This is a genomic window from Sphingomonas sp. SP6, assembly GCF_058313435.1.
The window spans coordinates 230,431-251,047 of the sequence record NZ_JBZFLG010000001.1 but is presented as its reverse complement, the minus strand read 5'-3'; the positions used below and the strand labels follow the sequence as shown (position 1 = coordinate 251,047).

Genomic DNA, 20,617 nt, shown 5'->3' with positions numbered 1-20,617 from the left:
GCAGGCTGGCGCACGGGCCCGGCGCGGGCGGTGCTCGCGCTCGCGCTGCTGCTGATGGCCGCCTGCTTCCTCAATCCGGAGTTCTGGCCCGCCACGCCCGACACTCCGCGGTCCTATCAGGTCGCGCCCGAGGATTCGGACCTCGCGCTGTACGATGCGATCGTCGAGCAGGTGCGCCACGGCGGCAATTATTATCAAGTCACCGCACAGGAACTGCGTGCGCGCGAAGGCTATCCGCTGCGCCCGTTCGTCACGTTCCGGATGCCCACGCTCGCCAGGCTCCAGGCAGCGCTTCCACCGGTCCTCGGCAGAGTGCTGCTTGATCTGCTCGTCGCGGCGGTCGCGCTCGTCTGGATCGTCCGGATCATGGCGGCCTTTCCGGACGGTCCGGCGCGGATCGTCGCCGCGCTGCTGCTCGGGGCGGCGCTATTCACCCCCGTCCAGCCGCTTCTCTATCCCTCGCACGAGGTCTGGTCGGGGCTGCTGATCGCGCTCTCGCTCGGCGTCTGGCGACCGGGCCGGTGGGTCGAGGCGGTTGCGCTCGGCACCGCGGCGGTGCTGATCCGCGAACTCGCGGCGCTGTACCTGGTCGTGATGATGGCGTTCGCTTGGTGCGCGGGCTCGCGGCGGGAGGCGCTGGGCTGGGCCGCCGGCCTCGCGCTGTTCGCCGCCGCGCTGGCGGCTCACGCCTGGGCGGTCGGGCAGGTGACCAACCCCGCCGACGTCGCCTCCGACGGGTGGCGCGGGATGAACGGCGTCTGGTTCTTCGTCCAGACGGTCCGCCACACCAGCGTGCTGGAGGCGTTCCCGTACATCGTCTCGATCCCCGTCGTCGTGCTCGCGACGCTCGGCTGGGGGTCGTGGCGCGACCCGGCGGGAGCCCGGATGCTGGCGACGATCGCATCCTTTGCGGTGCTGATCGGTGTCGCCGCCCGGCTCAACAACTTCTACTGGGGTCTGATGATCGGCCCGGTGATCCTGCTTGGACTGACCTTCGCGCCCGACGGCATACGGGACCTGGTGCGCGCCGCGCGCGGCGGCCGCCGGATCACGGTCACGCGAGTGACCCGCGAAAGGCGCGCCGGGTGAGCCGCATCCTGCTGATCGTCGGCGGCGGGATCGCCGCGTACAAGGCGAGCGAGCTGATCCGCCTGCTGAAGAAGCGCGGCCACGCGGTCCGCTGCGTGGCGACCGAGGCCGCGACCCGTTTCGTCACCCCGATGACCCTCGCCGCGCTCAGCGAGGACAAGGTCTACACCACCCTCTGGGACCTCAAGGACGAGGCCGAGATGGGCCACATCCAGCTGAGCCGGGAGGCCGATCTCGTCGTCGTCGCACCCGCCACTGCCGATCTGCTCGCGAAGATGGCCGCCGGGCTCGCCGACGATCTCGCAACCACCGTGCTGCTCGCGACCGACAAGCCGGTGCTCGCCGCGCCGGCGATGAACGTCCGCATGTGGCTCCACGCAGCGACCCGGCGCAACGTCGCGCGGCTCCGCGACGACGGCGTGACGGTGATGACGCCCGGCGAAGGGCCGATGGCCTGCGGCGAATACGGTCCCGGCCGCCTGCCGGAGCCGGAGGCGATCGCGGCGGCGATCGAACAGGCACTCTCGACACCGTTCGTCCCGACCGAAGTCGAGGGGCTCCGGCTGGATCGTGCCTCGACTTCGCCGCGCACGAACGGCAGGCTCGCGGGCCGTCGCATCCTCGTCACCGCCGGTCCGACGCACGAGCCGATCGACCCGGTCCGCTACATCGCCAACCGTTCCTCCGGAAAGCAGGGCTTCGCGATCGCGGCGGCGCTCGCCGAACTCGGCGCGGAGGTGACGCTCGTCGCCGGTCCGGTCACCCTCCCCGACCCACCCGGCGTCCGCCGCATCGACGTCGAGACCGCGCAGCAGATGGCCGATGCGGTGGGCGGAGCTCTTCCCGTCGACGCCGCGGTGATGGTCGCCGCGGTAGCCGACTGGCGCGTCGAGACGGCGGGCGACCAGAAGATCAAGAAGGGCGAGGCCACCCCGGCGCTGCGCCTCGTCGAGAACCCCGACATCCTCGCCGACCTAGCGAAATCGCCCGACCGTCCCGGCCTCCTCATCGGCTTCGCCGCCGAGACCGAGCGCGTCGTCGAGCACGCGACTGCCAAGCGCCAGCGCAAGGGCGCCGACTGGATCGTCGCCAACGACGTCTCGGGCGATGTGATGGGCGGGGAGGCGAACACCGTCCACCTCGTCACCGCGGACGGCGTCGAGACCTGGGAGACACTCCCCAAGCCCGCGGTCGCGCGGCGGCTGGCCGAGAGGATCGCCGATGCCCTCTGATCCCGTCCGCATTCCGGTGAAGCGCCTCGCCAACGGTGAGGGCCTGCCCCTCCCCACCTACGCCACCGCCGGTGCGGCGGGGCTGGACGTCGTCGCCGCCGAGGCGTTGACGCTCGCGCCCGGGGCGCGCGCGGCGGTCGCGACCGGCTTCGCGCTCGCCATTCCGCCGGGTTACGAGGTCCAGGTCCGCCCACGCTCGGGACTCGCGCTTAAGCACGGCGTCACCTGCCTCAACACGCCGGGCACGATCGACAGCGATTATCGCGGCGAGGTCAAGGTCATCCTCGCCAATCTCGGCGCCGACGATTTTGCGATCCGCCGTGGCGACCGGATCGCCCAGTTGGTCCCGGCTGCCGTCCTTCACGCGACGCTGGACGAGGTCGCGACGCTCGACGATACTGAGCGGGGTTCGGGAGGCTTCGGATCGACAGGGACATGAAGGTCGCGCTCGCCCTGCTGCTGGTGATGACGTCGGTCGGGACGGCGGCGCAGATCGTGCCGGCCCAGCCGGCGCGCCCGGTCGGCGCGCTGCCGCCGCAGGATTGGTCGGCGCTGCCGCAGCTGCGCTACCAGCACCCGCTCCCCGCGATGGGGCCGCTCTCCGCGTTCGTCCGTGCCGAGATCGAGAGCGGGCGCTGCGCCGCGGTGTCGCGCTCCGCGACCAGCGCGGTGGTGCGGGTCGACATGGCGGTGCTCGTCACCGCGGACAGCCGGATTCGCCGCATCGTCCCGCGCGCGATCGACTGCGTGACGGTCGAACAATATGCCGCGGGCCTCGTCTCCAAGCTGTCGCGCGACAATGTCGACAACCTGGGCGTCGAGAAGGACACCTGGTTCCGAACCACCCTCATCTTCGCGTGGCCGGTCTGACCCTCTCCGACGACGAGCTCGCCCGCTACGCCCGCCAGATCGTCCTGAAGGAGTTCGGCGGCGGCGGGCAGATGCGGCTGAAGGCCGCGCACGTCGCGGTGATCGGCGCGGGCGGGATCGGCTCGCCCGCGGTCCAGTATCTCGCCGCCGCCGGGATCGGCAAGTTGACCCTGGTCGACGACGACCGGGTCGACGCCACCAACCTCCAGCGCCAGACGATCTACGCCACGAATGACGTGGGCCGGCGCAAGGTCGCCGCCGCCGCCGACCGCGCCCGCGCGATCAACCCGCACGTCGAGGTGGTCGAGCGCGCCGCCCGGATCGACGCGGGCGATGCGGCGACGCTGGTCGGGGGCGCGGATGTGGTGCTCGACGGCTGTGACAATTTCGCGACCCGCTTCGCCGTCGCCGATGCGGCCCTCTCGCTGCGGATCCCGCTGGTCTCGGCGGCAGTCGGCCAGTTCGAGGGACAGCTCGGCGTCTATCGCGGGTGGGAGGTGGAGAGACCGTGCTACCGCTGCTTCGTCGGCGACGCGCCCGAGCAGGCCGAGACCAGCTGCGCCGAGGACGGCATCCTGGGGCCGGTCGCAGGCGTCCTAGGAACGCTCGCTGCCTTGGAGGCGCTCCGCGCGATCGCGCCGTTCGGGGCCGATCCGGCCGGCACGCTGCTGCTCGTCGACCTGCTCGGCTCGCGCTTCCGGACCATCCGCTTGCCCAAGGACCCGGGCTGCGCCACCTGCGCGCAGCTCAGCCCTGCCGCCGGTTCTTGAGGGCGGGCGGCCCCAGCCGATCGAGGTTGACGGCCTCCGAGAACTCGAGCCCCGCCCGCCCGTCGCGCGCCCAGCGTAGCCGCGCCGGGACGAAATAGCCGTCCTCGAGTTCGAGGGTCAGCTCCAGCCCCGCCGCCTGACCGTCGACGTCGATCCCGTCGATCATCGCGCCGCTCGCCGAGATGTTGCGGATCCGGACCTCGCCGCTCTCGTCGCCGATCGAAACGCGCGCGGCGCGCAGCACCCGCTGCCGCGGCGCGCGGCTGGTCTTGAACCCCGTCGGATCGAGCGTCGGGCCCTGACGCAATTGTTCGTGCACCGCCTCGGCACGGATGCCGCGACCATAGACGAAGCCCTGAATGTGGCTGCATCCGATCGAGCGGACGAGGTCGATCTCGTCCTGGATCTCGACGCCCTCCGCGGTCGTCTCCATCCCCATCGTGCGCGCCAGCGTGACGATCGCGGCGATGATCGCGGCGTTGCGGTTGCCCGGCGTCGCCGACCCGCGAACGAACGACTGGTCGATCTTGATCTTGTCGAAGGGCGCGGTGCGCAGATAGCCCAGGCTCGAATAGCCGGTGCCGAAGTCGTCGAGGGCGAGCCGGACCCCGAGCGCCTTCAGCGCCCGGAACTGCGAATCGGATTGGACCGTCTCGTCGAGGAACACGCCCTCGGTGATCTCCAGCTCGAGCCGTCCGGGGGCCAGCCCCGCCCTCGCGAGCGCACTCGTCACCAGCGCCGGGAAGGCGGGACTCGCGAATTGGATGGGCGAGACGTTGACCGCGACGCGGACCGACCCCGGCCACCCCGACGCCTCAAGGCAGGCGGTCCTGAGCGCCCACTCGCCGATCGCGGTGATCAGTCCGCACTCCTCGGCGACGGGGATGAATTCGGCGGGACTGATCGGACCGCGTTCCGGATGCTCCCAGCGCAGCAGCGCCTCATAGCCGCTGATCCGTGCGTCCTCGCTCGAGACCACCGGCTGATAGACCAGGTGGAAGCCGCCACTCGCCACCGCTTCGCGCAGATCGTCCTCCAGCCGCTTGCGGTCCTTCGCACCCGCCAGCAGCCGGTCGTGGAAGAAGCGGTGGACGCCCCGGCCGTCGCCCTTCGCCGCATAGAGCGCTAGGTCGGCGTTGCGGACCAGATCTTCCGCGTTGCCGCCGTCTCCCGGCGCGACCGCGATCCCGATCGAAACGCCGATGGTGATGGCCGAACCCGCGATGAAATAGGGCTGGCTGACGTCGGTGATGATCTTGGTCGCGATCTCGCTCAACCGGTCGTGCCGCCCCTCGCCCGTCACCAGCACCTGGAACTCGTCGCCGCCCAGCCGCCCGACCAGTCCGACGTCGCCGACGGCGCGCTCCAGCCGCTGCGCGACCTGCTTGAGCAGCGAGTCGCCGACCTGGTGGCCGAGCGTATCGTTGACCGCCTTGAAGCGGTCGAGGTCGAGGAGCAGCAGCGCGGTCGACCGGTACGATCGCGCCGTTTGCTGGAGCGCCTGGTCGAGCGTGAGGCGCATCCGCTGGCGGTTGGCGAGGCCCGTGAGCGCGTCGAACATCGCGAGCCGCGTGATCTCCGCCTCGGATCGGCGTTTCTCGGTCAGATCGCTGCCATGCCCGACGAAACCTTGGAAGTTGCCGTGCTCGTCGTGGCGCGGCCGGCCCGAGATCGACCACCATCGCTCCTCGCCGTTGACCGGCGAATGCACCGAATAGTCGCTGAACGACGTACGCGAGGAGAAGTGGAAGGCGAGCGAGCGTTCGGACTCGCCCGGATCGGATTCGAACAGCTCGGTCAGCCGCCGGCCGATCGACGCTTCGTCCAGGCCGATCACCTTCGCGACCTTGTCCGACAGATAGGTGATCAGCCCCAGCCGGTCGGTGACCCAGAACCAACCGCTCGAATTGCCCTCATATTCCTCGACGATCGCCCGCGCCTGCTCGCCGCGCTGCCGCTCCTCGTCGGTCGGCGCGACCGAACGCTTGGCAAGCAGACGTACTCCCGAGAGCATCGACGATCCCTAACTCACCCGCCGATTTCGTTTAGGCACGGCGTCTTGCCGCTTCGCTCGCGACCGTGGTTAACGGATGCCTCTTCACGGATTGCGCGTCTCATACGCCCGCACCCCTGGCCCCAGCCGGTTACCCGCCGCGGCGAGCTGCTGGCCGCTGACGTTGGCAAGGAACGCCGGACTTTTCGTCTGCCCGGGCGCCAGCGTCGCGGTGTTGTTCTCGACGCGGAGCCCGGCCGAGGGGAAGCTGCGCGATTCGGCGGCGATGACGATGAACCCCGTCCAATTCTCCTTCGCCTTACCCTGGACGAAGGTGTTGCGCGCGATCAGCCCGGTGCCGCCATTGGGCATATCGATCATGTAGTTGGTCTTCGTGCCCTGCGTGTCGTCGAAGCTGTTGTCAGTGATCATCACGTGCGGCAGCCGCAGCTTGACGTAATGCCCGCCCCGCCCGCGCTCGAAGCGCGAGTTGGTGATCGTCACGTCCCCGCCCGAGCCGCCGAGATAGACCGAGTGGGCGCAGTCGGGCGTCTCGTCGCACTGACCCAGACCGGAGAAGGTCGAGCGGTCGATCAGGATCTTGTGCGGCAAATCGCTCGAGCCAAGGATGCCCTCCTGGCTGTCGAGGAACATCGCGTTGCGGACGGTGAGGTCGCCGATCTCGATCCGGATGCCCGCGCCATTGCCGTCGCCGACGCGCATGTTGCGGAAGACGATGCCATCCACGGTCGCCTTGCCCGCGCGGATCACCAGCGCCGCCTTGCCCTCGCAGGTGACGCCGTCGAAGATCACGGTGCCCGGCTTCGCCGCCTTAAAGACGACGCTCGCCGCCTGCTGGATCGCGCATTCGCGGTAGGTGCCGGGCGCGATCGTGATCGTCGCGTCGCGACCCCGGACGGCGTTGAGCGCGTCCTGGAGATGCTGGAATCCCTCCCCCGTCTCGGCGACGGTGAACGGCGCGCCGCCTTGCGCCATGGCGGGCGCGGTGAGGAGCGCGGCGAGGACGGGCAGGAAGTGACGCATGGAGACGAGTCCTTTCCCCTCGCCGCTGCACCCGCGCCGCTCAACAGACCACCGACGAAGACGGTTAACGCCGCCTGCGTGCGCGCACAGAGGTTAACGCACGTGCGAACCGTCCCGCCGCGGCACGCCCGCGTTTCGTCTTGCAACCCGTTCGCACCCGCCGCATGAGAATACCCGAGTCTCGAAAACCGGGCGGAGAGGGAAGACATGCAGAGCTACCTGAAGCACTATATCGACGGCCAGTGGGTCGAGAGCGAGGGCGGGACGATCTATCAGGTCATCGATCCGTCGACTGAGCAGCCCTGCACCGAGATCACGCTCGGCACCCCGGCCGACGTCGACAAGGCGGTCGACGCCGCGCGCCGCGCGTTCGAGACCTGGTCGCAATCCTCGATCGACGAGCGCAAGGCGCTGCTCGGCCGGATCATCGAGGAATATAAGAAGCGCATCCCCGATCTCGCCAAGTCGATGAGCCAGGAGATGGGCGCGCCGATGGCGCTGTCCTCGGCGGCGCAGGCCCCGACCGGCCTCGCCCATTTCGCGACGACGCTGAAGGCGCTTGACGAGTTCACCTTCGAGGAGACGGTCGGCAAGGCCAAAGTCGTCCACGAGCCGCTGGGCGTGGTGGCGATGATCACCCCGTGGAACTGGCCGCTCAACCAGATCTGCGCCAAGGTCGCCCCCGCGCTCGCCGCCGGCGACACGATGATCCTCAAGCCGTCGGAGGAAGCTCCCGGCTGCGCCGCGATCCTCGCCGAGATCCTCGACGCGGCGGGCGTCCCCGCGGGCGTGTTCAACCTCGTCAACGGCGACGGCCCGGGCGTCGGTGCGGCGCTCAGCGCGCACAAGGGCGTCGACATGGTCAGCTTCACCGGCTCGACCCGCGCCGGCATCGCCATCGCCCAGGCGGCGGCGGCGACCGTCAAGCGCGTCCACCAGGAGCTCGGCGGCAAGGCCGCGAACCTCGTGCTCGAAGGCGCCGAGCTCGGCGCGGTGCTGCCGCCGACCGTCGCGGGCGTGCTCGCCAATTCCGGGCAGAGCTGCATCGCGCCGACCCGCCTGCTCGTCCACAAGAGCCAGGTCGCCGAGGCGGTCGCGGTGGTGAAGTCGATGATGGAGGCGACCCAGGTCGGCGATCCGGCCGAGGTCGGCGCGCACATCGGCCCGGTCGTCAACAAGGCGCAGTTCGAGAAGATCCAGGGCCTGATCCAGTCGGCGATCGACGAGGGCGCCACCCTCGTCACCGGCGGCGTCGGTCGTCCCGACGGGCGCAACGCCGGCTTCTACATCAAGCCGACGCTGTTCACCGACGTGACCCCGGACATGCGGATCGCCAAGGAAGAGACCTTCGGCCCGGTCGCGACGATCACCGCCTACGACGGGCTCGACGAGGGCGTCCGGATCGCCAACGACACCGAATATGGCCTGTCGGCGACGATCTCGGGCGATCCCGCGGAGGCCGCCAAGGTCGCGCCACGGCTGCGCGCCGGTCTCGTCACGATCAACGGCTGGTCGCCCGACATCGCCGCCCCGTTCGGCGGCTACAAGCAGTCGGGCAACGGCCGCGAGAACGGCAAGTTCGGCCTGACCGACTTCATGGAGGTCAAGACCATCGTCGGCGCGCCCGCCTGACGCATCGGAACGGCGCGCCGGCCCGCTGGCGCGCCGCTTCAGAACAGATCGAGCGACTGATCGCGGAGATCGGCGGCGACATAGGCGATCGCGACGATCCAGCCGGCCGCGCAGAAGATCCAGAGCAGCCACCACTGCCAACGGACGGATTTCATCGGGCGTGTCCCTCGTCAGACTGTCACCCGGACCGCCCCTTTCGACCCTCCTGAGGCCCGATGCAAGTCAGTGGAGCGGCCACACCGCCAGGATCAGCGGCGTTCCGACGATCAGCACCAGGAGCGATAGCGGCGCGCCGAGCCGGGCATAGTCGCCGAACCGGTAGCCTCCCGGCCCCATCACCAGCGTGTTGCACTGGTGCCCGATCGGCGTGAGGAAATCGCATCCCGCCCCCACCGCGGTCGCCATCAGGAAGGCATCGGGCCGGTAGCCGAGATCGTGCGCGAAGGTCGCCGCGATCGGGGCCATCACCAGCACGGTCGCGGCGTTGTTGAGGAAGGGCGTCACCGCCATCGCCGCCAGCAGGATCACCCCGACCGCGCCCCACGCCGGCAGCGTCGCCGCGACCTGCGCCAGCCAGGTCGCCAGCACGTCCGAAGCGCCCGTCGTCCGCAGCGTGTCCGCTACAGGGATCAGCGCGCCGAGCATGACGAGGATCGGCCATTCGACATGCTCGTACGCCTCGCGCACCGGCAGCGCGCCGAGCGCGACGATCAGCCCCGCCGCCGCGAAGAAGGCGACCGCGACCGGCACCCACGCCATCGCCGTCGCGACCATCGCCGCCGCCAGGATCGCGATCGGCAGCCACGATCGCTTCGACGTCCCCAGCCGCAGGTCGCGTTCGGCGAGCGGCAGGCACCCGAGATCGCGCAGCTTCTCGGGCAGCGCTTCCAGCCGCCCCTGGAGCACGATCACGTCGCCGCCGCGGAGCGTAATCTCGCCCAGGCGTCGCGACAGATGCTCGCCCTGTCTCGAGATCGCGATCAGATTGACCCCGAACCGCGCCTGCAGGTCGAGCCGTCCCGCGGTCTGTCCGATCAGCGGCGAGCCGACGTTCACGACCGCCTCGATCACACCGACCTCGTCGGTCCCCGCGTCCGCCGCCGCCGCGCGGTCCTCGCCCTCCAGCTTGAGCCGGTCGCCCGCGATCGCGCGTTCGAGCGCATCCGGTTCGCCGCCCAGGATCAGCACGTCGCCCTCGGCCAGCACCATGTCGTGCGTTGGCGAGGTTCGAAGTCCCGCGCGGAGCAACTTGGTGATCGTCACCTCGCGCTCGTGCCGATCGAGGAAGGCGTCGACCGTCTCGCCGATCGCCGGCGAGCCCTCGGTCACCTCCGCCTCGGTGACGTAGCCCTTGATGTCGAGCGCCTCGCCCAAGGTCGGCGCCGCGCGCCGGCCCGCCGGGATCAGCCGATAGGCGAAGGCGAGATAGACCAGCCCCATCGTGAGCAGCCCGAACCCGACCGGCAGGTAGTCGAACATTCCGAACGGCTGCCCGATCATCTGCTCGCGCACGCGGCTGACGATGATGTTGGGCGAGGTGCCGACCAGCGTCATCAGCCCGCCCAGCAGCGACGCCGTCGCCATCGGCATCAGGAACACCGATGGATTGGTCTCGCTCTTCTTCGCCATCTGGAACGCGGCGGGCATCAGCATCGCCAGCGCGCCGATGTTCTTGACCAAGGCCGAGGCGAAGCCGACCGATCCGGTCAGCACCAGCAGCTGCCCGCGCGTCCGCTTGATCCGCCGCGAGACGAAGGCGAGCGCGGTCTCGATCACGCCCGACCGCTGCACCGCCGCCGAGATGACGAGCGCCGAGGCGACGATGATGACGATGTCGTCGGAAAAGCCGGTGAAGGCGTCCTTCGGCTTGACGATCCCCAGCGCCAGGCCCGCCAGCAGTGCCAGGATCGCGGTGACGTCGTACCGGAACCTCCCCCAGATGAACATCGCCATCATCCCGATGAGCGTCGCGATCGAGAGATATTGCGGCGTGGTCATCAGGTCTCCGGGTGGGGCGGAACGAGAACGGGCCGCAGGTCGAAGGGTTGCGGATGGATCGCCGCGGACGGTCACACCAAGTTCACACCAGCTTGATCCCCCGGTCGTCCGGCGGGGGGCGGAAGGTGCGCGTAACGCCGCGCGTCTGTCACCTTCCACCCGCGGCGGCGCCGCGAGACCCTGCGAGGATCGACGCTGGAAAAGAGCGGAGTTGGGTATGGCAGGATGGAGCCGTGTAGGACAGCGCGGTAGCGTGTACGGCCGCCCAGCAGCGGACGGGCTGAAGGCGCCCACTTGCGGACATTCTGAGGGTTTAGGGGTGACCGCGGCTTATGTGCCGGTTAGGTGAGACCGCTAATGGCGATCTGAAGTCGATCGGCCTTCAGGAGAGTATGCGTGCTTTTTCACACCATGGTCGGATCGAACGACATTGAACGGTCCAAGCGCTTCTACGACACGGTGCTCGGCACGTTGGGTGCAGGGGAAGGGACGAGGAACATCGCCGACAGCGGCCATACACGTCTGATCTACAATAACGGCAACGGGACCAACTTCATCGTCAGCCAGCCGATCAACGACGAACCGGCAAGCGTCGCCAACGGCAGCACCGTCGCCTTTTCCTGCGACTCCCCCGAGCAGGTGAAGCAGCTTCACGATACCGCCGTTGCCGCTGGCGGGACCTCGATCGAAGCTCCGCCCGGACCGCGCGAAACTGCCTCCATGGGCACCATCGAACTGGCCTATTTTCGCGACCCCGACGGTAACAAACTGTGCGGAATTCATTTTCCTGCCTGATCCGTCCGGCACCAGTCCGCTTCTGACCTAGCGGGCCTCGATCATGCGATCCCGCGAATGTCCGCTCGCCCCCAGAGCCGGACATCCATGAGCCGACCTCACGCCCACGCCGCATCCTCCACATGCAGCTCCGCGGCCGGGGTCCGGCCCCAGTCGTCGAGCTTGGCGCGCCCCGCCAGCCACAGCCGCTTGTGCGTCCCCGCCCCCAGCAGCGCAGCGCCCAGCGGCGTGTCGGCGGCGCGGAAGGCCATCGCCTTGAGGCTGCGCCCGTCGTCACCGGAGACGATCGTGCGGACGTGGCCGTTGCCGACGACGTCCGCCTTCACCACCCGCACCGGCCCCGCGACCACCAACGGCGAGGGCCAGCCGACGCCGTACGGTCCGCCCGCCTCCATCGCGTCGACCAGCGCGGCATTGACCCCGCCGGGCGCGAGCACGCTGTCGACCAGCAGCGCCCGGTCCGCCCGCGCCCGCGCGACCGGCGCCGCAAGTCGCTCCTCCAGGAAGGCGGCGAACGCCTCGACATTGGCGGCGGCGATGGTCAGCCCCGCCGCCATCGCGTGCCCCCCGCCCGCGATCAGCAGCCCCGCCTCGCGCGCGGCCATCACCGCCTGGCCGAGGTCGACGCCGGTGATCGAGCGGCCCGATCCCTTGCCGATCCCGTCCTCGCCGATCGCGATCACGATCGCCGGCCGCTCGGTCTTCTCCTTCAGCCGCCCGGCGACGATGCCGATGACGCCCGGATGCCATCCTGCCCCCGCGACGACGTTCACCGCGTCGCCGCCCAGCAGCGTCTCGGCATGCGCCTGCACCCCGGCCTCGATCGTGCGCCGTTCCTCGTTGAGGCGGTCGAGCTCGCCGGCGATCCCGCGCGCCTCGTCGGGGTCCTCGGTCGTCAGCAGCCGCACCCCCAGGTCGGCGCGTCCGACCCGCCCGCCGGCGTTGATCCGCGGCCCCAGCGCGAAGCCCAGGTCGCTGCACGTCGGCACGCGGGTCAGCCGCGACGCCTCGATCAGCGCGGCCAGCCCGACGTTGCGGCGCTGCGCCATCACCTTCAGCCCCTGTGCCACGAACGCCCGGTTGAGCCCGCGCAGCTGGGCGACGTCGGCGACCGTTCCCAGCGCGACCAGATCGAGCAGGTCGAGCAGCTTCGGTTCCGGCCGACCGGCGAAGAAGCCCCGCGCCCGCAGCGTCCGCACCAGCGCCGCCGCGAGCAGGAAGCAGACGCCGACCGCCGCCAGATGCCCATGCGCGCCGTCCTCGTCGATCCGATTGGGGTTCACCACCGCCACCGCGCGGGGCAGCCGGGTCTCGCACTTGTGGTGATCGGCGACGATCACGTCGACGCTCGCGGCCTCCAGCACCTCGAACGCCAGCGCGCCGCAGTCGACGGTGACGATCAGCGTCGCCCCTTCCGCCGCGAGCGTCCGGAACGCCTGCGGGTTGGGGCCGTAGCCCTCCGCCATCCGATCCGGGATATAGACCCGCGGCGCGCGGCCGAGCTGCGCCAGCACGCGCGACAGCAGCGCCGCCGAGGTCGCGCCGTCGACGTCATAGTCGCCGAAAATCGCCACCTGCTCGCCCCGCTCGATCGCGTCGGCGAGCCGGGCGGCGGCGGCATCCATGTCGCGGAAGGCGGACGGATCGGGCATGAAGTGCCGGATCGAGGGGCTGCGGTGCGCGTCCAGCGCCTCCCGCGGGCATCCGCGGGCGAGGAGCAGCGTCGTCACCAGATCGTCCAGACTGCCGTCGGTCGAGAGTCCGCGCCACCGCCACGCGCGGCCGAGGATCGAGGAGGTAACGTCGAGGACGGGGGGCATGGGCGGGCGTTAACCCGTTTGCAGCGCCGGCGGAATCCCTTGCGTCACGCCACCCACGCCCCCTCGCGGAACCACTTGGTCACGATGTACTTCACCCCTTCGACCACGGCCATGCCCTCGTGGATCGTCGCGGGGTTCGGGCGGCCGTCGGCAGCCATGTTGTTCCACGCGAGCAGCCGGCCCCGCTTCGGCGCCATCCGTACGCCGGCGAGCGGGAACCAGGTCGCCCCGCCCTCCTCGACGTCGTTGAGATAGATCATCGCGGTCCACGTCCGCTGCCCGCCGCTGTCGCGCATCCGGGGCCAATAGGGTTCGCTCTCGTGGAAATAATCGTGATGCGCGCGAAAATGCTGGCCGGGGGCGTAGCGCTGGCCCTGCATCGTCTCCCCGCTCTCCGGCGGCAGGCCGAGCAGCGCGGCGATCGCCTCGTCGATCGGGCGGACCAGATCGGAATAGCGGTGCATATCGCAGCTGTCGCTGGTCCGGAACGCGGAGTCGGCCTTGTCGGACAGCAAGGTCGAGGGTCGCCGGTTGCGCTCGATCTCCGCGATCAGCGCGGCGCATTGCTCCGCGGAAAGGAAATCGTCGACGCGGAAGAACTGGACGTCCTTGAGGCCCACGTCCTGCGCGCGCGGGTCCGCCGCCAGTCGCGCGGCGACATCGCGGCCGATCTGGGCGCGCAGCTTGGAGGGGCCACCCGGCGGCTTGGTGTTGATCGCCATCGCCCGGCTTTCGCGCCGCTCGCCGCGCAAGACAAGACCCCGGCGGAGATGCTCCGCCGGGGTCTGCGCGTCACCAGAAGATGCCGTAGATCACGTCCGCGACATAGCCAGTACGGACATCGACGAGCACCGCGTCGTTGTAATAGCGGACCCAGCGATACGGACCGTAGGCCGCGGGCAGGCGATATGCCCAGGGGTCCGCGATCCAGTAGTTGCGCCCGAACAGCGCGCCCGAAATCCGCACGCCCACTCCGAACCGGCGATAGCCGTAACCCCAGCCGCCCGGCGCATAGTAGCGCGGCAACCGGAACGCCTCGCGATTGTACTGGCGATAGCGGTTCCAGTCGTAACGTCCGTCGCGACGCCAGTCGTTCGACCAGCGCTGAGCGACGCCGGGCCGGGCATAGCCGGGGCGGTTCCAGCCGGGACCGCGATTGTCGCCGGGCCGGTCGTACCCGCCGCGATGATCGCCCGGACGGTCGTAACCGCCGCGATCGCCGCCGGGGCGGTTCCAGCCCGGTCCGCGGCCGTCCCGGTCGTCGGGGCGGTCGCCGCGACCGTCGGGGCCGCCGCGATCGTTGGGGCGGTCGCCGCGCCCGTCCTGCCCGCCTCGGTCGTCGGATCGGCCGACCCCCGCCTGCGGCACGGGACGATCGCGACCGGGGTCGCCGCGGTCCGCGCGCGCCTGACGCTCGGCGCGCGTCGGCCGGTCGCCGCGGTCCTGCGCCGCCGCCACGTTCGGAAGAATGCTGCTCGCAGCCATCAGCGCCGCGATGAAAGCCTTGGTCATCACACACCCTCCTGTTCGCGACCGGCGGAAGCGCCGGACCACGCGATGGGTTCCGTCTAGGCGCCGCGAGTCGAACGGTTTCTGAACCCCTCGGTCAGCGATGCGAAAGGTGGCTTACCCCTCATCCCCCATTCTGAGCGCCGCGATGAACGCCTCCTGCGGGATGCTCACGTTGCCGTATTCCCGCATCCGCGCCTTGCCCTTCTTCTGCTTGTCCAGCAGCTTGCGCTTGCGGGTCGCGTCGCCGCCGTAGCATTTGGCGGTCACGTCCTTCCTCATCGCGCTGATCGTCTCGCGCGCGATCACCTTGCCGCCGATCGCCGCCTGGATCGGGATTTTGAACAGGTGCCTCGGGATCAGTTCCTTCAGCCGCTCGCACATCCCGCGGCCGCGCGTCTCGGCGGTGCCGCGGTGGACGATCATGCTGAGCGCGTCGACCGGCTCCTCGTTGACGAGGATGCTCATCTTGACGAGGTCGCCCTCGCGGTAGCCGATCTGGTGATAGTCGAAGCTGGCATATCCCTTCGAGAGCGACTTCAGCCGATCGTAGAAGTCGAACACCACCTCATTGAGCGGCAGTTCGTAGGTCGCCTGGGCGCGACCGCCGACATAGGTCAGGTTCTTCTGGATGCCGCGACGGTCCTGGCAGAGCTTGAGGATGCTGCCCAGATATTCGTCGGGGACGTAGATCGTCGCCTCGATCCACGGCTCGGCGATGCTCGCGATCTTGTTGGGATCGGGCATGTCGGCGGGGTTGTGGAGCTCGAGATGCCCCGCGCCGTGGGTCAGCTCGATCTGATAGACCACGCTCGGCGCGGTGGTGATCAGGTCCAGGTCGTATTCGCGGGTCAGCCGCTCCTGGATGATCTCCAGGTGCAGCAGCCCCAGGAACCCGCAGCGGAAGCCGAAGCCGAGCGCGGCGGAGGTTTCCATCTCGAAGCTGAAGCTCGCGTCGTTGAGCCGCAGCCGGCTGATCGACTCGCGCAGTTTCTCGAAGTCCGCCGCGTCGACCGGGAACAGGCCGCAGAAGACGACCGGCTGAACCTCCTTGAAGCCCGGCAGCGCCTCGGCGGCGGGGCGCTTGGCGTCGGTGATCGTGTCGCCGACGCGCGTCTGGGCGACTTCCTTGATCTGCGCGGTGATGAAGCCGATCTCGCCGGGGCCGAGATCGGGCAGCTGCTCGATCTTGGGGCGGAAGCAGCCGACGCGGTCGACCAGATGGACGGTGCCCGTCGCCATGAACTTGATCTGCTGACCGCGCTTGAGCGTTCCGTCGATGATCCGGATCAGGATGACGACGCCCAGATACGGATCGTACCAGCTGTCGACCAGCATCGCCTTGAGCGGCGCGGCCGGATCGCCGCTGGGCGCGGGGATGCGCTCGACGATCGCGTCGAGGATGGCCTCGATGCCGATGCCGCTCTTGGCGCTGGCCAGGATCGCGCCGCTGGCGTCGATCCCGATCACGTCCTCGATCTCCTTGCGCACCTGCTCGGGCTCGGCGGCGGGGAGATCGATCTTGTTGATGACGGGGACGATCTCGTGATCGTGCTCGATCGACTGATAGACGTTCGCGAGCGTCTGCGCCTCCACCCCTTGCGCGGCGTCGACGACCAGCAGCGCGCCCTCGCATGCCGCGAGCGAGCGGGAGACCTCGTAGGCGAAGTCGACGTGGCCGGGCGTGTCCATCAGGTTGAGCTCGTGGCCCTTCCACTCCAAACGCACGGTCTGCGCCTTGATGGTGATCCCGCGTTCCTTCTCGATGTCCATGTTGTCGAGGACCTGCGCCGACATCTCGCGCTCGGACAGCCCGCCGGTGACCTGGATCAGCCGGTCGGCCAGCGTCGACTTCCCGTGGTCGATATGCGCGATGATCGAGAAGTTGCGGATCTTGGAAATGTCGGTGGCCATGGTGGCGCGGCGCGTAGCAGGGTGGCGCGCCGGGGGCAAAGCGGCGCAACGGCCGCCCCTTTCGTCGCCCGCCCGTCGCAGCGCGCTCCCCTCCCAACGCCGCTCTGGATAGCGACCGCAACCAATGGTACGGCGTCCGTCAGGGACGCGCGGCGGGCGCGGTGACCGGGACAGCCGGCATCGCTTGCGTGACACTGAGGGGAACACGAACATGAAGACGATGCTGGTCGCCGCCACGATGCTGGCCGGAACGATCGCCACGACCGATGCGACCGCTCAAGCGCGGCCGTCGGGGACGCAGAAGACGCAGCAGCAGATGATGAGCGACGTGCCGCATTGCGCGCGCAAGCTCGGCACGATCTCGGTCGTCGACGGCGACGATCCGACCTGGACGCAATATCAGCTCGCCGGGCCGCAGAAGCTGCTCAAGGTCATGATCCAGCGATCCGGCTGCTTCAACCTGGTCGATCGCGGTTCCGGCCTGTCGGCGGCGCAGAAGGAGCGCGCGATCGGCGGCGACCTGGGGCTCCAGCGCGGCTCGAACGTCGGCCAGGGCCAGATCAAGGCGGCGGACTACGTCCTCGTCGCCGAGCTCCAGGCGTCGAACCGCAATTCCGGCGGCAGCGCGGTCGGCGCGGGGATCGGCGGTCTGATCGGCGGGCGGTTCGGCGCGCTGGCGGGCGGGATCGGTTCGAAGAAGATGGAGGCGAACACCGTCCTGTCGATCACCAACGTCCGCACGACCGAGACGATCGCGACCACCGACGGTTACGCCGCGAAGAACAGCCTGTCGTTCGGACTGGGCGGCGGCGCGGGATTCCTGGGCGGCGGCGTCGGCGCGGTCGGTGGCGGATACGACAACACCGACATCGGCCGGATCGTGACGCTCTCGTTCATCCAGGCCTATTCGAAGCTGGTCAACGAACTCGGGCTGGTCAATCCCGGTGACGCCGGCACCGCTCAGGCGGCGCCGAAGAAGACCTTCACCGCGCAGGCGCCGGTCGCGATGCGCGTGGCCGCCGCCGCCTCGGGCAAGGTCATCCGCACGCTGCAGCCCGGATCGATCGTCTATCCGACGGGCAAGCAGGACGGCCTGTGGTGGGAGGTCGCCGACGAGAACGACAATGTCGGCTGGGTGATGAACACCAAGCTCGCACCCTCGAACTGACCCGGGCAAGCACGGGCGGCGCGTCCCGCCCGTGCTTGCCCCGTCCGATCACCAAGCCCACACTGCGTCCCGTCAGAGGAGCAGTCGCCGATGCGCCACGTCGCCGTGATCGGTTCGGGCCCAGCGGGATATTATGTCGCGGAGGCCTGCTTGAAGCAGTTCGGCGACGGCGTCCGCGTCGATGTCCTCGATCGGCTGCCGGTGCCCTACGGCCTGATCCGCTTCGGCGTCGCGCCCGATCACCAGTCGATCAAGGCGGTCAGCCGCCGCTACGAGGCGACCGCGCTGGGCGAGGCGGTCCGCTTCCTCGGCAACGTGACGGTCGGGCGCGACGTCTCGGTCGAGGAGCTGCGCGCGCGCTACGACGCGGTCGTGGTCGCGACCGGCGCGCCCGCCGACCGGCCGCTGGGCATCCCTGGCGCCGACCTGCCGGGGGTGGTCGGTTCGGCGGCGTTCGTCGGCTGGTACAACGGCCACCCCGAGTTCGCCGACCTCGCGCCGCCGCTCGACGGGCCGGCGGTGATCGTCGGGGCCGGGAACGTCGCGCTCGACGTCGCGCGCATCCTCGCCAAGACCCAGGCCGAGTTCGCGGGATCGGACATCGCCGCCTATGCGCTCACCCGGCTCGGCGGCGCGGCGGTCGGCCGGATCACCCTGCTCGCTCGGCGCGGCCCGCACGAGATCGCGATGACGCCCAAGGAGCTGGGCGAGCTCGGTCGGCTTGCGCGCGCCCAGCCCCGGGTCAATCCGGCCGATCTGCCCCCGATCGACAGCGACGCGGCGCTCGATCCCGGCCGCCGGAGATCGGTCGCGCACCTCCGCAACTTCGCGACCGCCGGCGAGAGCGGCAAGCCGATCGCGATCGCGTTCGAGTTCTTCGCGATGCCGGTGCGGGTCGAGGGCGACGGACGCACCGAACGGGTCGTCGTCGAGCGCACCCAGGTCGAACCCGGAGGTCGGATTCGCGGCACGGGCGAGACCTTCGTCCTTCCCGCCGCGCTGGTGGTGTCGTGCATCGGCTACCGCACCCCACCGATCCCGGGCCTGCCGTATGATGAGCGACTGGGCAGGTTCGCGAACGTCGACGGGCGGATCGCGCCGGGCGTGTACGCGGCGGGCTGGGCGCGACGGGGACCGACCGGCACGATCGGGACCAATCGGCCCGACGGCTTCCTCATCGCCGAGCAGATCGCCGCCGATCTCCCGCCCGGCGAGGCCAAGGCGGGCGGGGCCGGGCTGGACGCCTTGCTCGGCCGACGCGGGATCGATGTCGTCACCTTCCGCGACTGGCAGGCGATCGAACGCGCCGAGATCGCGGGCGCACGCGCCGGCTCGCCGCGCGAGAAGTTCACCTCGGTCGCGGCGATGCTGGGGGCGCGCCACGGCTGAAACGGCTTGCAGCACGAACAGGCTGCCGTTATGGCCCCCCGACCGGCTGCCGGAGGTCCTCGCGATCCCCGGCCCACACTCCGTCGGGGAGTAGCTCAGCCTGGTAGAGCACTGCCTTCGGGAGGCAGGGGCCGGAGGTTCGAATCCTCTCTCCCCGACCATCATCGCGCGTCGAGATTGCCGGACGGCGAACCAGGCCGTATGGGCGCGCGCTGCACGGCAATCTCCGGAATCCTGATGCTTCGCAAGGCGATCGTCCACATCGGACCGATGAAGACCGGATCCAGCTCGATCCAGCATTGGCTCGTCCACAAGGCCGATCTGCTCGAACGCTGCGGCGTCCACGTCGTCCGTGCGTTGGGACCGAACATGTCGCGGCTGGCCGGGCTGGTGTTCGCGCGGATGCTCGATCAGCCGCCGGTCGCGTCGGACCAGGAGAAGCTCGACAATGCCCGTGTCGAGCTCGCCGCGCTGCCGGAGACGATCCACACGATCGTCGTCTCGGGCGAGATGCTGGGACATCAGCTGCACCGCGCGCCGGAGGTGGAGGCGTTCAAGTCGCTGCTCGATCCGTTCTGCGGCGACTATCGGATCATCGCCTATCTGCGCCGCCAGGACGAGCTTTCGACCTCGCTCTATTCGACAGCGCTTCGCCGCGGCGAGCGCAACGCCCGCAAGCTGACCCGTCCCTTCGATTATGAGGCGATGCTGACGGCATGGTCGCAGGTGTTCGGGCGCGAGGCGATCGTGGCGCGGATCTTCGACCGCGCATCGCTGAGCGAAGGCGACGTGATCCGCGACTTCGCGCAGGCCGCCGGCTTACCGTTCGAGCCCGTCCAGACCCCGATCGGCAACCTGAACCCCTCGCTCGGGCCGGAGGCGCAGCGCTTCTTGCAGCTGCTCAAACAGCGGACCATGGCGAACGGCCATGAAGGGCCGCTCGCGGCGTTCGGACGAATGGACGAGATCAACCGGGTGCTGAACCGCAGCTATACCGGCAAGGGCGCGAAGCCGACGCGAGCCGAGGCCGTGGCGTTCGTCGAAGCGGCGTACGACGGCAACGAAGCGGTCCGCCGGGCCTATTTCCCCGATCGCCAAACCCTCTTCAGCGAGGATTACTCGAGCTATCCCGAGGCGGAGCCCGCCCTGCCCCCCGCCGAAGCGGTGCTCGACATCGCGATGGCGGTGCTGGCGCAGCTCGTCACGCAGCAGACCGAGCGCCCCGGCGGCGACCGCGACGCGAAGGAACGCGGCGCGCTGTCGGCGCGGATGCGCGAGCAGCGCAAGCAGCGGGCCGCGGGCGCGGGCGGGCGGCGGGCGCGCGCCGGCGGCTGACGGCGCATCTTGTCGGATTGCCGAAACTTGCTAACCGCTTGCCGGCAGCGACGGCGATG

Annotated in this window: 17 protein-coding genes and 1 tRNA gene; 11 read left to right on the top strand and 7 right to left on the bottom strand. The window is 69.8% G+C overall.

The window, feature by feature from the left end; translation table 11 throughout:
- Positions 1 to 30 precede the first annotated feature (30 nt).
- Genes AC4GYY_RS01145 through AC4GYY_RS01125 form a run of 5 tightly spaced genes read left to right on the top strand, consistent with a single transcriptional unit; the run spans position 31 to position 3,961 of the window.
- Positions 31 to 1,089 carry a hypothetical protein gene (locus AC4GYY_RS01145; protein ID WP_491118002.1) on the top strand — a complete coding sequence of 353 codons (1,059 nt, stop codon included), beginning with the start codon at positions 31 to 33 and terminating at the stop codon, positions 1,087 to 1,089.
- Positions 1,086 to 2,321: a bifunctional phosphopantothenoylcysteine decarboxylase/phosphopantothenate--cysteine ligase CoaBC gene (gene coaBC / locus AC4GYY_RS01140; RefSeq protein WP_491118000.1), complete on the top strand. Its 1,236-nt coding sequence runs from the start codon at positions 1,086 to 1,088 to the stop codon at positions 2,319 to 2,321. Before AC4GYY_RS01145 ends, coaBC begins: the two co-directional genes overlap by 4 nt.
- On the top strand, positions 2,311 to 2,760 hold the full coding sequence (gene dut / locus AC4GYY_RS01135; protein ID WP_491117998.1) for a dUTP diphosphatase: 450 nt from the start codon (positions 2,311 to 2,313) through the stop codon (positions 2,758 to 2,760). Before coaBC ends, dut begins: the two co-directional genes overlap by 11 nt.
- The gene (locus tag AC4GYY_RS01130) at positions 2,757 to 3,191 is read left to right on the top strand and encodes a hypothetical protein (RefSeq protein WP_491117996.1); all 435 of its coding nucleotides are present in this window, start codon (positions 2,757 to 2,759) and stop codon (positions 3,189 to 3,191) included. The genes dut and AC4GYY_RS01130 overlap by 4 nt, the downstream gene beginning before the upstream one ends.
- Positions 3,188 to 3,961: a HesA/MoeB/ThiF family protein gene (locus AC4GYY_RS01125; protein ID WP_491119264.1), complete on the top strand. Its 774-nt coding sequence runs from the start codon at positions 3,188 to 3,190 to the stop codon at positions 3,959 to 3,961. Before AC4GYY_RS01130 ends, AC4GYY_RS01125 begins: the two co-directional genes overlap by 4 nt.
- On the opposite strand, the gene AC4GYY_RS01120 is transcribed toward AC4GYY_RS01125, so the two are convergent.
- Together AC4GYY_RS01120 and AC4GYY_RS01115 are read right to left on the bottom strand one after the other, a co-directional pair.
- Positions 3,939 to 5,975, bottom strand: coding sequence for an EAL domain-containing protein (locus AC4GYY_RS01120; RefSeq protein ID WP_491117994.1), 2,037 nt, complete (start codon positions 5,973 to 5,975; stop codon positions 3,939 to 3,941). The two genes, AC4GYY_RS01125 and AC4GYY_RS01120, sit on opposite strands and share 23 nt — an antisense overlap.
- An 84-nt stretch (positions 5,976 to 6,059) precedes the next feature.
- Positions 6,060 to 6,998, bottom strand: a complete 939-nt coding sequence (locus tag AC4GYY_RS01115; RefSeq protein ID WP_491117992.1) for a right-handed parallel beta-helix repeat-containing protein — start codon at positions 6,996 to 6,998, stop codon at positions 6,060 to 6,062.
- 207 nt (positions 6,999 to 7,205) lie between these two features.
- Between AC4GYY_RS01115 and AC4GYY_RS01110 the strand changes: the two genes are divergently transcribed.
- Positions 7,206 to 8,630 carry an aldehyde dehydrogenase family protein gene (locus tag AC4GYY_RS01110; RefSeq protein WP_491117990.1) on the top strand — a complete coding sequence of 475 codons (1,425 nt, stop codon included), beginning with the start codon at positions 7,206 to 7,208 and terminating at the stop codon, positions 8,628 to 8,630.
- Positions 8,631 to 8,852: 222 nt separating this feature from the next.
- Here the strand turns inward: AC4GYY_RS01110 and AC4GYY_RS01105 are convergent, their stop codons facing one another.
- Positions 8,853 to 10,628: an SLC13 family permease gene (locus AC4GYY_RS01105; protein ID WP_491117988.1), complete on the bottom strand. Its 1,776-nt coding sequence runs from the start codon at positions 10,626 to 10,628 to the stop codon at positions 8,853 to 8,855.
- 396 nt (positions 10,629 to 11,024) lie between these two features.
- On the opposite strand from AC4GYY_RS01105, the gene AC4GYY_RS01100 reads away from it, so the two are divergent.
- Complete coding sequence (locus AC4GYY_RS01100) at positions 11,025 to 11,423, top strand: VOC family protein (protein ID WP_056422467.1); 399 nt, start codon at positions 11,025 to 11,027, stop codon at positions 11,421 to 11,423.
- Between the two features lie 98 nt (positions 11,424 to 11,521).
- Here AC4GYY_RS01100 and recJ read toward each other — a convergent pair whose 3' ends face one another.
- The 4 genes from recJ to lepA form a co-directional block, all read right to left on the bottom strand.
- Positions 11,522 to 13,243, bottom strand: a complete 1,722-nt coding sequence (gene recJ / locus AC4GYY_RS01095) for a single-stranded-DNA-specific exonuclease RecJ (protein ID WP_491117986.1) — start codon at positions 13,241 to 13,243, stop codon at positions 11,522 to 11,524.
- Positions 13,244 to 13,287: 44 nt separating this feature from the next.
- Positions 13,288 to 13,965: a prolyl hydroxylase family protein gene (locus tag AC4GYY_RS01090; protein ID WP_491117984.1), complete on the bottom strand. Its 678-nt coding sequence runs from the start codon at positions 13,963 to 13,965 to the stop codon at positions 13,288 to 13,290.
- 70 nt (positions 13,966 to 14,035) lie between these two features.
- Entirely contained in the window at positions 14,036 to 14,755 is a 720-nt protein-coding gene (locus AC4GYY_RS01085; RefSeq protein WP_491117982.1) for an RcnB family protein, read from the bottom strand.
- A gap of 114 nt (positions 14,756 to 14,869) precedes the next feature.
- Positions 14,870 to 16,666 carry a translation elongation factor 4 gene (gene lepA / locus AC4GYY_RS01080; RefSeq protein WP_491117980.1) on the bottom strand — a complete coding sequence of 599 codons (1,797 nt, stop codon included), beginning with the start codon at positions 16,664 to 16,666 and terminating at the stop codon, positions 14,870 to 14,872.
- A gap of 211 nt (positions 16,667 to 16,877) precedes the next feature.
- On the opposite strand from lepA, the gene AC4GYY_RS01075 reads away from it, so the two are divergent.
- The 4 genes from AC4GYY_RS01075 to AC4GYY_RS01060 all read left to right on the top strand — a co-directional run bounded on the left by AC4GYY_RS01075 (position 16,878) and on the right by AC4GYY_RS01060 (position 20,558).
- The gene (locus AC4GYY_RS01075; protein WP_491117978.1) at positions 16,878 to 17,834 is read left to right on the top strand and encodes a CsgG/HfaB family protein; all 957 of its coding nucleotides are present in this window, start codon (positions 16,878 to 16,880) and stop codon (positions 17,832 to 17,834) included.
- Between the two features lie 90 nt (positions 17,835 to 17,924).
- Complete coding sequence (locus AC4GYY_RS01070) at positions 17,925 to 19,223, top strand: FAD-dependent oxidoreductase (protein WP_491117976.1); 1,299 nt, start codon at positions 17,925 to 17,927, stop codon at positions 19,221 to 19,223.
- 84 nt (positions 19,224 to 19,307) lie between these two features.
- A tRNA-Pro gene (locus AC4GYY_RS01065) sits at positions 19,308 to 19,384 on the top strand.
- 109 nt (positions 19,385 to 19,493) lie between these two features.
- Complete coding sequence (locus AC4GYY_RS01060) at positions 19,494 to 20,558, top strand: hypothetical protein (RefSeq protein WP_491117974.1); 1,065 nt, start codon at positions 19,494 to 19,496, stop codon at positions 20,556 to 20,558.
- Positions 20,559 to 20,617: the final 59 nt, after the last annotated feature.